The organism is Rhodococcus sp. NPDC055024, from assembly GCF_053608585.1.
In genome coordinates this window covers 106719-119836 of the sequence record NZ_JBSGVT010000003.1, presented here as the reverse complement: position 1 = coordinate 119836, position 13118 = coordinate 106719, and the positions used below count along the sequence as shown (strand labels likewise).

12 protein-coding genes are annotated in these 13118 nt (G+C 62.8%); 2 read left to right on the top strand and 10 right to left on the bottom strand.

Annotated elements, in window-relative coordinates:
- The first annotated feature begins 7 nt into the window (after window positions 1–7).
- On the top strand, window positions 8–973 hold the full coding sequence (locus ACWF6P_RS09435; protein ID WP_378446048.1) for a 5'-3' exonuclease: 966 nt from the start codon (window positions 8–10) through the stop codon (window positions 971–973).
- A gap of 4 nt (window positions 974–977) precedes the next feature.
- On the opposite strand, the gene ACWF6P_RS09430 is transcribed toward ACWF6P_RS09435, so the two are convergent.
- The 7 genes from ACWF6P_RS09430 to pafA form a co-directional block, all read right to left on the bottom strand.
- Entirely contained in the window at window positions 978–1811 is an 834-nt protein-coding gene (locus ACWF6P_RS09430; protein ID WP_452620854.1) for a DUF4333 domain-containing protein, read from the bottom strand.
- A gap of 52 nt (window positions 1812–1863) precedes the next feature.
- Window positions 1864–4575: a DEAD/DEAH box helicase gene (locus tag ACWF6P_RS09425; protein ID WP_452620853.1), complete on the bottom strand. Its 2712-nt coding sequence runs from the start codon at window positions 4573–4575 to the stop codon at window positions 1864–1866.
- A gap of 48 nt (window positions 4576–4623) precedes the next feature.
- On the bottom strand, window positions 4624–5652 hold the full coding sequence (gene tatC, locus ACWF6P_RS09420) for a twin-arginine translocase subunit TatC (protein WP_452620852.1): 1029 nt from the start codon (window positions 5650–5652) through the stop codon (window positions 4624–4626).
- Between the two features lie 73 nt (window positions 5653–5725).
- Complete coding sequence (gene tatA / locus ACWF6P_RS09415; protein WP_452620851.1) at window positions 5726–6001, bottom strand: Sec-independent protein translocase subunit TatA; 276 nt, start codon at window positions 5999–6001, stop codon at window positions 5726–5728.
- Between the two features lie 134 nt (window positions 6002–6135).
- A complete protein-coding gene (locus ACWF6P_RS09410; RefSeq protein WP_452620850.1) occupies window positions 6136–7113 on the bottom strand; it encodes a helix-turn-helix transcriptional regulator in 978 nt (325 codons plus the stop codon).
- Window positions 7113–8123, bottom strand: a complete 1011-nt coding sequence (locus tag ACWF6P_RS09405; protein WP_378544066.1) for a helix-turn-helix transcriptional regulator — start codon at window positions 8121–8123, stop codon at window positions 7113–7115. The genes ACWF6P_RS09410 and ACWF6P_RS09405 overlap by 1 nt, the downstream gene beginning before the upstream one ends.
- 110 nt (window positions 8124–8233) lie before the next feature.
- Window positions 8234–9592, bottom strand: a complete 1359-nt coding sequence (pafA, locus tag ACWF6P_RS09400; RefSeq protein ID WP_230815667.1) for a Pup--protein ligase — start codon at window positions 9590–9592, stop codon at window positions 8234–8236.
- A gap of 144 nt (window positions 9593–9736) precedes the next feature.
- Between pafA and ACWF6P_RS09395 the strand changes: the two genes are divergently transcribed.
- A complete protein-coding gene (locus ACWF6P_RS09395) occupies window positions 9737–11155 on the top strand; it encodes a phosphatase PAP2 family protein (protein ID WP_452621000.1) in 1419 nt (472 codons plus the stop codon).
- Window positions 11156–11173: 18 nt separating this feature from the next.
- On the opposite strand, the gene prcA is transcribed toward ACWF6P_RS09395, so the two are convergent.
- Genes prcA through ACWF6P_RS09380 form a run of 3 tightly spaced genes read right to left on the bottom strand, consistent with a single transcriptional unit; the run spans window position 11174 to window position 13007 of the window.
- Window positions 11174–11941 carry a proteasome subunit alpha gene (gene prcA, locus ACWF6P_RS09390; protein WP_452620849.1) on the bottom strand — a complete coding sequence of 256 codons (768 nt, stop codon included), beginning with the start codon at window positions 11939–11941 and terminating at the stop codon, window positions 11174–11176.
- On the bottom strand, window positions 11938–12816 hold the full coding sequence (gene prcB / locus ACWF6P_RS09385; protein ID WP_378544057.1) for a proteasome subunit beta: 879 nt from the start codon (window positions 12814–12816) through the stop codon (window positions 11938–11940). The genes prcA and prcB overlap by 4 nt, the downstream gene beginning before the upstream one ends.
- The gene (locus ACWF6P_RS09380) at window positions 12813–13007 is read right to left on the bottom strand and encodes a ubiquitin-like protein Pup (RefSeq protein ID WP_003944925.1); all 195 of its coding nucleotides are present in this window, start codon (window positions 13005–13007) and stop codon (window positions 12813–12815) included. The genes prcB and ACWF6P_RS09380 overlap by 4 nt, the downstream gene beginning before the upstream one ends.
- Between the last annotated feature and the right edge of the window lie 111 nt (window positions 13008–13118).

Sequence of the window (13118 nt, the reverse complement as noted above, 5' to 3'; positions counted from 1 at the left end):
GGTGACCATGAGTGGGCCATTGCTTCTCCTCGACGGTGCCAGCCTGTGGTTTCGTGCGTTCTACGCACTGCCCGAGTCATTCGTCGACCCCGACGGCAGACCTGTCAACGCGGTGCGCGGATTCACCGACATGGTTGCTTCCCTGATCACCAAACACCAGCCGAGTCGCCTCGCAGTGTGCTTGGACTTGGATTGGCGACCGCAGTTCCGCGTCGACGCCGTCCCGACGTACAAAGCGCATCGCGTCGAGGAAGGCTCTGACGGTTCGTCCGAAGAAGTTCCGGACACGTTGACACCTCAGGTCGACATGATCATGGACGTGCTCGCAGCAGCGGGTATCGCGACTGCGGGTGCTGTCGGCCTCGAAGCCGACGACGTGTTGGGAACGCTTGCCGCTACCGAGCGCGAGGATCTCACCGTCGTCGTCAGTGGTGACCGCGACCTTCTGCAGGTCGTCACCGACGAGTACGTGCCCGTTCGTGTCCTCTACGTGGGCCGCGGTTTGTCCAAGGCGGAACTGTTCGGACCGGTCGAGGTCGCCGAGAAGTACGGGGTACCCGGTGACCGTGCAGGCGAGGCATACGCCGAACTCGCGGTACTGCGCGGAGACGCCTCCGACGGTCTACCCGGCATCAAGGGTGTCGGTGAGAAGACTGCGTCGACGCTGATGCTGCGCTACGGCTCGTTGGCCGGACTTCGCGCGGCCGCGGCTGATCCGGAATCCGACATGGCCAAGGGAATTCGCGCGAAACTCACCTCACCAGAGGCAATGGCATACCTCGACGCTGCGTTGCCGGTGGTACGAGTAGTTCGCGACGCGGACGTTCAGTTCTCGAAGGACGACCGACTCCCGGCGACCCCCGTCGATCCCGCACGCTTCGAGGAAGTGGCCGCTTCGCTGAACATAGAACGCTCGGCCGGCCGGCTTGCCGCCGCGCTGAAGGCTGCGGCGGCAGGCCGTTCCGACCAGTAGAGCGTCAGCTCGGGCGGCTGACCTCGTACGTGCCGTTGTCGTCGACAAACGTCACGGTCACGTTCGACTTCACGCCCGCGATCGAGAGCGTGCAGGTGAACTTGTTGCCTGACTTGACTTCCTGGTCCGCGGGGCACTGAACATTGCTCACGTTCTTTGCCCCGTAGGACTCGGTGACGATCTTTTCGACGCCGGCCTGAGCCGCGCTCTGATCGAGTGTGTTCTTGCCGAATACACCGAACACCAGGGCAACCACGACAGCCGCCAGAACAACGAGAACACCGATCGCACCGAAGATCAGGGGCTTCTTCGACTTACCCGCCTGGTTTCCGGGCGCACCGGGACTCGGGAACTGCTGGGCCTGGTTCCACTGGTTCTGTTGTCCCGGAGCTTGGCCGGGAGCCGCGGCGCCCCACGCCTGCTGAGGCGCGGCAGCAGGAGGCTGACCCCACGCCTGGGTTGCATCCGGTGCCTGCTGTTGCCCGGGCTGACCCCACGGCTGAGCCGGAGGTTGTTGCTGAGGCTGGCCCCACGGCTGTTGCTGACCAGGCTGCCCCTGGCCTGGTTGCTGGGGCTGGCCATACGCAGGCTGACCACCCGGCTGCCCAGGCTGACCGTAGGCAGGCTGGCCCCAAGGCTGTTGCTGACCGGGCTGCTGTTGCTGACCGGGCTGCTGTTGCGGCTGACCCCACGGCTGTTGCTGGCCGGGCTGCTGACCAGGCTGATGTTGTCCGCCCGGCTGCTGGGGATTCTGCCCCCACTGCTGCTCGTTCGGCTGCTGCTGATCACCAGGACCCCATTGCCGATTCGGATCGTTCGGTCCGTAAGGCCCGCTCATGTTCGCCTCCCACTCGAAATACCAGTCTGCGAATCAAACCACATAGTTGCGGTCATGCTGCGTCGACAGCAACTACCCCGCGACGAATCGCAGCTACCGCCCGCGCCGCGGTCTTCGCCACGTCGGCGTCCGTCGATGTCAGTCGGACCTGATCGAGGAGATCGATCACCTGACGACACCACCGGACAAAATCACCCGCAGAAAGCGCGCGGCCTTGCACTCCGGCTGCGATCAGAGCGTCGACCAGCGAATTTTCACTAGCCCAGTGGTAAACGGCAGTGACGAATCCGAGATCGGGTTCGCGCGTCGGCGGCAGCTTGTGGCGAATCTCGTCCGACCGCAATTCGCTCCACAGTCGTTGAGTGTCGTTGAGCGCGTGACGAAGTGCTGCGGTCGGCACCCGATCGACCGTGTCGCCGTCTCGACGTGATTCGTAGACCACCGAGGACACGACGGCCGCCAGTTCGGCCGGGCTGAGACCAGTCCACGCACCGGTCCGCAGGCACTCGGCGACCAGAAGGTCGCTTTCCGAATAGATGCGACTGAGTCGTCGTCCTGATTCGGTGACTTCGGGCGCTGCTTCGGCAGTCATGTACTCACGCTCTTTGAGGAGTGCGATGATTCGGTCGAACGTCCGCGCCAACGAGTTGGTGGTGGCCGCGGCCTTTTCCCTCATCGCCTGCGTTTCGCGGGCCAACCGGTTGTAGCGCTCACCAATCCGGCTCAGATGTTCGCGATCGGGCCAGCTGTGGCACGGATGCGAGCGAATAGCGCGTCGCAAAGTAGCGACCTCGGCGTCTTCGGACGCGCCCGCCTTGTGGCGCTTCTTCCGCCGAGGGGCGCTGATTCCGGTGCTGCGCAACGCCGAGGCCAGATCGCGCCGAATCCGGGCGGTGTGGTGATCGACATGCTTGGGCAGGCGCATCTTTCCCAGAGCCTCGGCTGCTTCCGGGAAATCGCTCGAGGAGAGTCGGCCGGCCCACTGATCGGCGGTCAGAACCAGCGGACGGGGGTCTTTCGGATCGTTGTCCGGAACGAGGACCACTGCCACTCCGGAATGACGACCGATGGGAATCGCGATCACGTCACCGCGGGCGAGTGCACTGAGGGACTCCACCGCATCTTCGCGGCGATCCTCGCGACCCTTACGTTCGAGCGCCCGCTCGCGCGCGCTGAGCCGCTCACGCAACGACGCGTATTCGAAGTACTCGCCGTCTGCACCACCGAGTCTCTCCTGCAAGCCCTTCAGTGCTTCTTCGTTCCGCTCGATGCCACGCACCAGTCCGACCACCGAGCGGTCCGCTTGGAACTGTGCGAAGGAACGCTCGAGCAGCTTGCGTGAATCGGCCGCTCCCATCCGCTCGACGAGGTTGATCGACATGTTGTACGAAGGCCGGAACGAACTGCGGAGCGGGAACGTCCGTGTTGACGCCAAGCCGGCAACATCCGTCGGCTCGACCCCGGGCTGCCACAGGACCACAGCGTGTCCTTCGACGTCGATGCCGCGACGGCCGGCCCGACCGGTCAGCTGCGTGTACTCCCCCGGCGTCAGTTCGGCATGCGTCTCGCCGTTGTACTTGACCAGTCTTTCGAGCACCACCGTGCGTGCCGGCATGTTGATACCGAGGGCCAACGTCTCGGTCGCGAAGACCGCTCGCACGAGACCCTTGACGAACAGTTCCTCGACGGTCTGGCGGAATGCCGGCAGCATGCCCGCGTGATGGGAGGCCAGTCCGCGTCGCAGTGCCTTGCACCAGTCCCGATATCCGAGAACTTCGAGATCTTCCTCGGGTAGTTCCCCGGTGTGCTTCTCGATGATGGCGTCGATCTCGCGAACCTGCTCCGGAGAAGTCAGATCAAGTCTGGACCGCAGGCACTGTGCAAGCGCCGCATCACAACCGGCGCGGCTGAAGATGAAGGTGATCGCCGGGAGCAGTCCGGACTGATCGAGCTGAGCGATTACGTCAGGTCGCGGCAAGGGCCGGAAATCGTTGGAACTCTGGTAGCTGCCACGCCGTCCGCGGCCACGCGGCTGCCAGCTCTCGACGCGTTCGAGAGCCTGACGCTGCTTGACGTGGCGAACCAGATCCTGGTCGACGAGTACGGTCTTCGGCCCAGCCGAAGGATGACTACGACTGTCGAAAAGATCGAAGATCCGTCGACCGACCATGATGTGCTGCCACAGCGGGATCGGCCGTGTCTCGTCCACGACCACGGTGGTATCGCCGCGGACAGTTTCCATCCAGGCGCCGAACTCTTCGGCATTGCTCACAGTCGCCGACAAGCTCACCAGGCGGACATCCTCGGACAGGTGCAGGATCACTTCCTCCCACACCGCCCCGCGGAACCGGTCGGCCAGGTAATGCACTTCGTCCATGACGACGTGCGAAAGCCCGCGCAGTGCCTCGGAGTTGGCATAGAGCATGTTCCGCAGAACCTCGGTGGTCATGACAACCACCGGTGCGTCGGAGTTGATGCTCGAATCACCCGTCAGCAGGCCGACCTCGCTCGAGCCGTAGCGTTCGACGAGTTCTGCGTACTTCTGATTGCTCAACGCCTTGATTGGCGTTGTATAGAAACACTTGCGGCCGGCCGCAAGAGCCAGGTGCACAGCGAACTCGCCGACCACGGTCTTGCCTGCGCCGGTTGGTGCGCAGACAAGGACTCCGTGGCCCGCTTCGAGCGCAACGCATGCCTTCACCTGGAATGGATCGAGTTCGAACTTCAGGCTGGACGCAAACGTGCTCAGTTCACTCTTGTTCATAACCACCTCGTCAGGGTTTCACACGCCGCCGACGTGGTGGCAGGGCGCTCAGAGAGTGTCAGTGAAATCCTGGCCGGGCGCGTTGTCGCCGGCGGTGTCGGATTTCTCCGCGACCGGAGCCTTGGACTTGGACTTACGTCCGAACAAGCCACTCGATTCGGCCTTGGGTTTGGTCGGGTTGTCGAAAGCCTCGTTCAGATCGGACGGAGCCGAGATGGAAGAAGCTTCCTCGTCGGAGATTGCGCCCCAGTCTTCACCGGCTCGCTTGGCCTTACGTTTGTCGTTGAGGCGAGCGATCTGGACCGCGACCTCGAAGAGAAGCGTCAGGGCCAGTGCGAGCGCCAGCATCGAGAACGGATCCGAACCCGGTGTGGCAACTGCGGCAAATACGAACAGCCCGAAGATCAATCCTCGACGCCAGGCCTTCAAACGCTCGTACGTCAGAATGCCGGCAAAGTTCAGTACGACCACGAGCAACGGAATCTCGAAGCTGACACCGAAGATGAGCAGCAGATTGATGATGAAGCCGAAGTACTCCGAACCACTGAGCGCCGTGATCTGGACGTTGTCGCCGATGGTCAGGAGGAAGTGCAAAGCCTTTGCCACGACGAGGTACGCCAGGATCGCGCCGAGAATGAAGAGGGCGGCACCCGCGGTGACGAATCCGACCGCGTATCGACGTTCCTTGGCGTAGAGGCCCGGGGTGATGAATGCCCACAATTGGTACAGCCACACTGGGCAGGCGAGAACGATGCCGGCGGTGAGCGCCACTTTGAATCGCAGCATGAACTGCTCGAACGGCCCGGTCGCCAACAATCGGCACGCGTCGTCGGTGCTGAGGTTGGCACGACTTTCGGACGGAAGCTCGCAATACGGTCCGCGAAGCAGATCGCCCAGACTCTCGAGACCGAGTATCGAGTGTGAGTACCAGAAGAAGCCGAACGCCGTGGTGATGATCACGCCGAGGAATGCGAACAACAAACGAGTCCGCAATTCGTACAGGTGGTCGACCAACGACATGGTGCCGTCTGGATTGACCTTCCGCTTGCGGTTACGCGGGTCTAACGGAATACGCACTGTGCATCCTGGTCTTGGTCAGCAGACAACCGGGGTGAACGAATATTTCACCCCGGCTTGAACGCAGTGTGTACTAGAGCGGCTTGACTTCGGTCGGCTGCGCAACAGGTGCTGCTGCACCGTTTGCGACCACCGCGGTGTTGGCCGTCGGCAACTGTGCCGGAGCAGGCTGTGCGACCGGCGCGTTTGCGGGCGCCGCATCGTCGTTCTGCATTTCCTTGACTTCGCTCTTGAAGATGCGGAGGGATCGACCCAGACCGCGTGCTGCATCGGGAAGCTTCTTCGACCCGAACAGAATTACGACGACAACAGCGACAATCAGCCAATGCATCGGCTGCATTGCACCCATAACGACCTCCCATGATCAGATTCCTCGATGCTACCGGACACAACCGGCGCTCGGAGGTGCCAAAGCACTTACTTCAGCTACCTTTTACCTGTTTGTTTCCTGCGAACACACTGAAGGTGAAGTTTCCCGAAGTTTTACGAACCGATTACGTCGTACGCGTCGAGTGCCGCAGCGGCCCGATCATGTACTTCGGAAACCAACTCCGGCGGATGCAGGACCCGAACACCCTCACCGAACCCGAGGACCAGCCTTGCCATCCATTCGAGAGTTCCGAAACTCATCGTCGCCTCGACCGACCCGTCGTCGTTCACATGCACGACGTCCATCGGGTAGTAGTCGAGCATCCACACCCACTCCCTGGTGATGAACAACCGAGCTTCCGGAAGAGAACCGTCGCCGCTGAACAACTCGAGATTCGAATCCTCCTCCAGGGCTTGCGGCGGAGGATCGGCAGGTTCGTCGAGTTGGACGGCGGCGTCGATCCGATCGAACCTGAACAACCGCACCCCCTCGGCCTGGCGGCACCAGGCCTGGAGGTAGCTGTAGTTGTCGACCAACACGATACGAACGGGATCGACGATGCGCTCGGAAACCGCGTCTCGCGAAGCCGAGTAATACGTCAGGCGGAGGGCAGTCTTGTCTGCGAGCGCGGCTCTGACCGTCGCGGCGATCGGATCTTCGGCGATATCCGGAGTCGGCGAAGTATCGCGGTCTTGGCCAACGGCTCGCGCCGCGGCCGAGCCTGCTGCGTCCTCGATCTTCGCGATAGCGCGCTGGGCCGAGGACGGATCAACCATGCCCGGCATTTCGACCAACGACCGGAGGGCAATCAGCAATGCAGTCGCCTCCGTGGAGGTGAGGCGCAACGGACGATCGATCCCCGCCGAGAACGTGACCTCGATGCTCTCCTCGGAGAAAGACAGGTCGATGAGATCGCCCGGACCGTAACCGGGCAGTCCACAGACCCACAGCTGATTGAGGTCGGTCATCAGTTGAGTGGTGCTGACGCCGAGTTCCTCGGCGGCCTCGGCGGGACTGATTCCCGGATTCGCGATGAAGTACGGCACGAGGTTGAGCAGCCGCGCCAACCGTGATGACAGTCGATTGCTCATCAGTTCTCCCCCTGTCCGTCGTTGCCGGTGATCGGGCTCGCCGCGGCGCGTAGCTTCGCGACGACCTCCGCACGCAAATCCGGTGGGTCCAACACCAGTGCATCCACCCCATGTCCGGCGATCAACCGAGCGGTCCACTCCCAGGATCGGACGGGGATGGACAGCACGCTGCCGTCGCGATCGGTCAACCGCCGATCGGACGACGCCGTCGCAAGCCGGCGAAGCTCGTGTGCGCGACCGTCTGCGACCCACACCGTAGCGGTCCCGGTCACCACGCCCGACCCGGTCACCCGGTCGACGACCTCGCGAAGATCGACACCCTCGGGTTTGTGGACCGATCCGGCGGGCCCGAACTCCCTGACGTCGTCACCGATCCGGGAGAGCCGGAAGGTTCTCACCGCATCACGGTCGACGTCGTGCCCGACCAGGTACCACTTGCCGTTGTGCGTGACGACGCCCCACGGTTCCACAGTGCGTTCGGTGAACGGTTCGTTCAATGCGCCGCGGTGCTGAAAATGAACTGCTCGGCCGGCGTCGACCGCTGCAAGCAGCTTTCCGAGGGCGGGCTCCGAGCCGCGGGTGCGTGCGGGAATCGCAGTGACCGGTGCGGCACTGACTTCTGCGTCGACCTGCACGCCGGCTGCTCGGAGTTTGAGTAGCGCACTCTGGGCTGCCGAAATAAGTTCCGGGGATTCCCACAACTGCACTGCGACGGCGACGGCGGCAGATTCCTCGCTGGTGAGGTCCACGTCCGGAAGCTCGTAGGCATTGCGATTGATCCGGTACCCCTCGACCGTCGAGAACCGTCCTGCCAGACCGGTTTCCAAAGGGACACCCAGGTCACGAAGTTCGTTCTTGTCGCGCTCGAACATGCGACTGAACGCTTCGTAGTTCGCGGAATCGTTGTACCCGGCCACACTGTCGCGGATTTTCTCCGCCGTGAGGAACTGTCTGGTGGACAGCAATGCGATCACCAGGTTCATCAACCGCTCGATTTTTGATGTCGCCACGCCGAAATCCTAGTGGCTATCCGATAACCGAACGCGCGCCGGACACTTTCGTGCCCGGCGCGTCGCCGCAAAACAGACCTGCCGTCTTGTACATCTCGAAAATGAGTGACCTACATCGAAGCGATCAAACGCTCGACACGCTCGTCGACAGAACGGAACGGGTCCTTGCAGAGCACAGTTCTTTGCGCCTGATCGTTGAGCTTGAGGTGAACCCAGTCGACCGTGAAGTCCCGGCCGGCGGCCTGGGCTGCGGTGATGAAGTCGCCCCGCAGCTTGGCGCGGGTGGTCTGCGGCGGATTCTCGACGGCCTCGTCGATCGTCTCGTCCTCGGTGACCCGCTTGACCAAGCCTTTGCGCTGCAGCACGTCGAAGACCCCGCGGCCACGTTTGATGTCGTGGTAGGCCAAGTCGAGCTGCGCGATCTTGGGATCGGACAGATCGAAGCCGTGACGGTCCTGGTAGCGCTGGAACAGCTTGCGCTTGATGACCCAGTCGATCTCCGTGTCGACCTTCGCGAAATCCTGAGCTTCGACGGCGTCGAGGGTACGACCCCAGAGATCGACAACCTGCTCGACCTGCGGGTCCGGTTCGCGGTTACGCAGATGTTCGACTGCCTTGGAGTGGTACTCGCGTTGAATATCGAGAGCACTGGCCTGACGTCCACCGGCCAGACGGACCGGCTTCTTGCCGGTCACGTCGTGGCTGACCTCGCGGATGGCACGAATCGGGTTGTCCAGGGCGAAATCGCGGAACGAAACTCCGGCTTCGATCATTTCGAGCACGAGTGCTGCAGAACCGACCTTGAGCATCGTCGTCGTTTCGGCCATGTTCGAATCGCCGACGATCACGTGCAGACGGCGGTACTTCTCGGCATCCGCATGCGGTTCGTCGCGGGTGTTGATGATCGGACGCGAGCGAGTGGTCGCCGACGAGACGCCCTCCCAGATGTGTTCCGCACGCTGCGAGAGGCAGAACGTCGCAGCCTTCGGTGTCTGCAGCACCTTGCCGGCGCCGCAGATCAACTGGCGCGTGACGAGGAACGGCAACAAGACATCCGAAATCCGGGAGAACTCCCCGGCGCGCGCGACGAGGAAGTTCTCGTGGCATCCGTACGAGTTTCCGGCCGAGTCGGTGTTGTTCTTGAAGAGGTAGATGTCGCCACCGATCCCCTCCTCGGCGAGTCTCGCCTCGGCATCGATCAGCAGTTCTTCGAGCACACGCTCACCGGCTCGGTCGTGATTGACCAATTGGATGAGGCTGTCGCACTCGGCCGTCGCGTACTCCGGGTGCGAACCCACATCCAGGTACAAGCGGGCTCCGTTGCGGAGGAAGACGTTGGAGCTGCGACCCCACGACACGACACGACGGAAGAGGTAACGAGCAACCTCGTCGGGGCTCAGTCGCCTGTGCCCGTGAAAGGTGCAGGTAACGCCGAATTCCGTCTCGATACCCATGATTCGTCTCTGCACACTTCGACAGTACAACCAGAATGCGAGGTTCACCCCTGTACTTCGATCGCGTCGTAAGTCACGACTCGACAACGTCGGGCGGCGGCATAGTGTGACGGTGTGAGCCTTATTCGCCGAAAAGTTGTCCGAAGCGACGTCAAAGTCATGGAAAGCACTGGAGCACTGCGCCCTTCCGTGCTCGACCCGACCATGCGGTTTCTCTCCAGAGCGGCCGATCACGGCGTTTTGTGGATGGTCGTCGCCGCCTTGCTCGCGCTGATCGGTGGCCGGCCCAGGAGGGCCGCGGCACGTGGGATGCTCGCACTTGCCGGTTCGAGCGCGCTGGCCAACGGCATACTCAAGCCCCTGTTTCCCCGGCGGCGCCCACCGGCGCGTGTCTGGCTGAGCCCGAAGCGAGGAGTCGACATTCCGACGTCGTCCTCGTTCCCCTCCGGTCATTCGTCATCAGCGGCGGCATTCACCGCGGCAGTGGCCATGGAATCCCCGGTGGCGGGCGCGGCCATCGCACCATTGGCCGCAGCGGTCGCGTACTCACGCGTTCACAACGGAGTGCACTGGCCGTCCGACGTGTTCGCCGGCCTCGCGGTTGGCGGCGCAATCGCTGCCGGCACACGACGTTGGTGGGCGGTGCGCGACGAAGAGCCAGCCGAACTCGGACCCGAGTGCGTAGTTCCCGCACTCCCTCGGGGAGTAGGCTCGTTGGTCTTCACCAATCCGGGTTCCGGCTCCGAGGACGACGGGATCGTCGAATCGATTCGAGAATCACTACCGGCAGCGATCATCTACGAATTCGACGCCGACATCGACTTCGACATGCAGATCGACGCCAAGATCCCCGAACTCTCGCCGAAGGCGTTAGGCGTATGCGGGGGCGACGGAACAGTGGTCACGGTCGCGACCGCGGCAACAAAGCACGACCTACCCCTTGCGGTTTTTCCCGGCGGAACGTTGAACCATTTCGCCCGTGACGTCGGCGCGGTGAACGTCGAGGAGACCGCGCAGGCAGTCGAGTCCGGGCAGGCCGCATTTGTCGACCACGCTGTGGTGCGCACGGATTCCGGCGTAACTGCACGCTTTCTCAACACCGCCAGCCTGGGTGGATACCCGGACGCCGTGCGACTTCGAGAGAAGTGGGAACCGCGATTCGGAAAGTGGCCGGCCGCGGGCGCCGCAATGATCCGTGTTCTCGCGGCGGCGGAGCCGATGACTGTCACCATCGACGGGAAGCGGAGCACCATCTGGATGCTGTTCGTCGGAAACGGGCGATACTCCCCCGCTGATCAGGTGCCGATGTCGCGTCCGGAGATGAACCGTGGACTACTCGACGTCCGCTATCTGCGCGCTGACAAGAAGTTCTCGCGCTCACGTCTTCTGTTTGCAGCTGCCACAGGAACATTGGGCAGCTCGCGGGTCTACGTTCGCGAACTCGTGTCGTCGATGTCGGTGCGGGTGGCCGATTCACCGGTAGCCATAGCCACCGACGGTGAAGTGGTGGCAGACGCGCGCCGGTTCGATTTCGACACCGAACCGGGCGCGGTGGCCGTCTACAGAATCACGCAGTAACTCCCAGACCTGCAGTAACTACGAGGGTGCGTCGCCGTTAGCCGGCGGCGCATCCTCAGTCGCTGCCGGAGCTGGAAGCATCTCTTCCAAAACCGTTCCAGCGATTCGTTTGAACGCGCGGCGTGGACGGTTGCTGTCGAGGACGGCCACCTCGAGCGCACTCACATCGAGTGTTCGTGGTTCCGCCTCAGTGGTTCCGGCCGGTGCCGGGCCACCCTTTTGAAGCGCGCCCACCGCGATCCGCACTGCGGATTCGAGGTCGAGATCTCGCTGGTACGACTCACGCATCGCCGTCACGATCGGTTCGGTTGTACCGCCCATGACGACAAATTCCTGCTCGTCCGCGATGGAACCGTCGTACGTGATCCGGTAGAGCTGAGCCGGCGTACTGCTTCCGAAGCGGCCGATCTCGGCAACGCAGATCTCGACCTCGTACGGCTTGGGCTGCTCGGTGAAGATCGTTCCCAACGTCTGCGCGTACGCATTGGCGAGGGAACGCCCCGTGACATCCCGACGGTCGTACGAGTACCCGCGCATGTCCGCGTGCACGATGCCCGCGCGGCGCAGATTCTCGAACTCGTTGTACTTGCCCACTGCAGCAAATCCGAGACGGTCGTACAGTTCGCTGACCTTGTGCAGCGCCCGCGACGGATTCTCCGCGACAAAGAGAACTCCGTCGCGGTAGGTGAGAACGACGACGCTGCGTCCGCGGGCAATTCCCTTGCGCGCCAATTCCGAACGATCGCGCATGATCTGTTCGGCTGATGCGTAGTACGGCATCGTCATAGCGCAGACTCCCCTTCCGGACTCGCGGTCGCAGTGCGAGCCGCGACGATCTCCCTGGCAATCTCGGCAGCCCGCGTTGTCGACAACTCCACCGCGCCGGCGGAGGTGATGGTGACCGCTGTCGGATAGATCCCGCGTGTCAGATCGGGACCACCGGTAGCCGAATCGTCATCTGCTGCGTCGTACAGCGCTTCGACTGCGAACCGAAGCGCGGTGTCCTCGTCGATTCCCGGGGAATACAGCTTCTTGAGCGCCGATTTCGCGAACAGAGAACCCGACCCGACTGCGTGATATCCAGCGCGCTCCTCGTATCGCCCACCGACGACGTCGTAGGAGACGATCCGGCCGGCCGTTGACGGATCGACCGCGTCCAAGTCGTAACCCACCAGCAGCGGCACGACCGCCAATCCCTGCATCGCTGCTCCGAGATTTCCTCGAACCATCGACGAAAGTCGATTGGCTTTACCGTCGAACGTGAGTGGGACGCCTTCGATCTTCTCGTAATGTTCGAGTTCGACTGCGAAGAGCCGAACCAGTTCGATTGCGATCCCGGCCGTTCCGGCGATACCCGCAGCCGAGTAATCGTCGGTGACGTACACCTTCTGCACGTCACGGCTGGCGATGAGGTTGCCCATCGTCGCTCGGCGATCACCGGCGAGCAGAACACCACCCGCATAGCTGATCGCGACGATGGTGGTGCCGTGCGGAGCTATGTCTCCCCCGCCCATGACAACACCTCCTGTGTCGGCGAAGCGGTTCTGCGGAAGGTGCTCCGGTGCATGCACCCGAAGGTATTCCGAGAATGACGACAGATTCGAGCCGAAGCTCAACCGTGTGTCCCCGTCTGTGATCCGGGGCGCGCGATCCACCGTCACTGGCCGCCCTTCTGGACATAGGCGCGGACGAAGTCCTCGGCGTTCTCTTCCAACACGTCGTCGATCTCGTCGAGCAGGTCGTCGGTTTCTGCAGCCAGCTTCTCGCGACGTTCCTGGCCGGCACTGCCGTCGCCACCAGTGGTTTCGTCGTCTTCGCCGCCACCGGCACGCTGCGTCTGTTCTTGAGCCATCGCCGTCGACCTCCTTGTGTGAAGGGAGCTCTCGCGAGCATCCTGTTCGGCCCAGCAGAGTCGGTAACTGATCCCGCTCGGACCTTCACCCTACCGAGCGGCACCGTCAGG